1 protein-coding gene is annotated in these 269 nt (G+C 66.5%); it reads left to right on the top strand.

Annotation, left to right across the window (positions count from 1 at the left end; genetic code table 11):
- A partial coding sequence (locus E4487_RS24340) for an aldehyde dehydrogenase family protein (RefSeq protein WP_175254587.1) occupies positions 1–269 on the top strand: 269 nt, incomplete at its 3' end.

Genomic DNA, 269 nt, shown 5'->3' with positions numbered 1-269 from the left:
ATGATTTACGCGAAACCGGGTACAGCAGGCGCCGTCGTCACCCTCAAGCCGCGCTACGGCAACTACATCGGTGGTGAATTCGTCGCCCCGCTCAGCGGCCAGTACTTCAGCAACACCAGCCCGGTCGACGGCTCGGTGATCGCCGAATTCCCCCGTTCCAACGCCGCCGACATCGACAAGGCGCTGGACGCCGCCCATGCCGCCGCCGACGCCTGGGGCCGCACCAGCGTGCAGGAGCGTTCGCACATCCTGCTGAAGATCGCCGACCG

It is taken from the genome of Pseudomonas sp. BMW13, assembly GCF_013357275.1.
Lineage (GTDB): Bacteria > Pseudomonadota > Gammaproteobacteria > Pseudomonadales > Pseudomonadaceae > Aquipseudomonas > Aquipseudomonas khazarica.
Note: the sequence above shows the minus strand (reverse complement) of the source record. Positions and strands in the feature narration are given on the sequence as shown.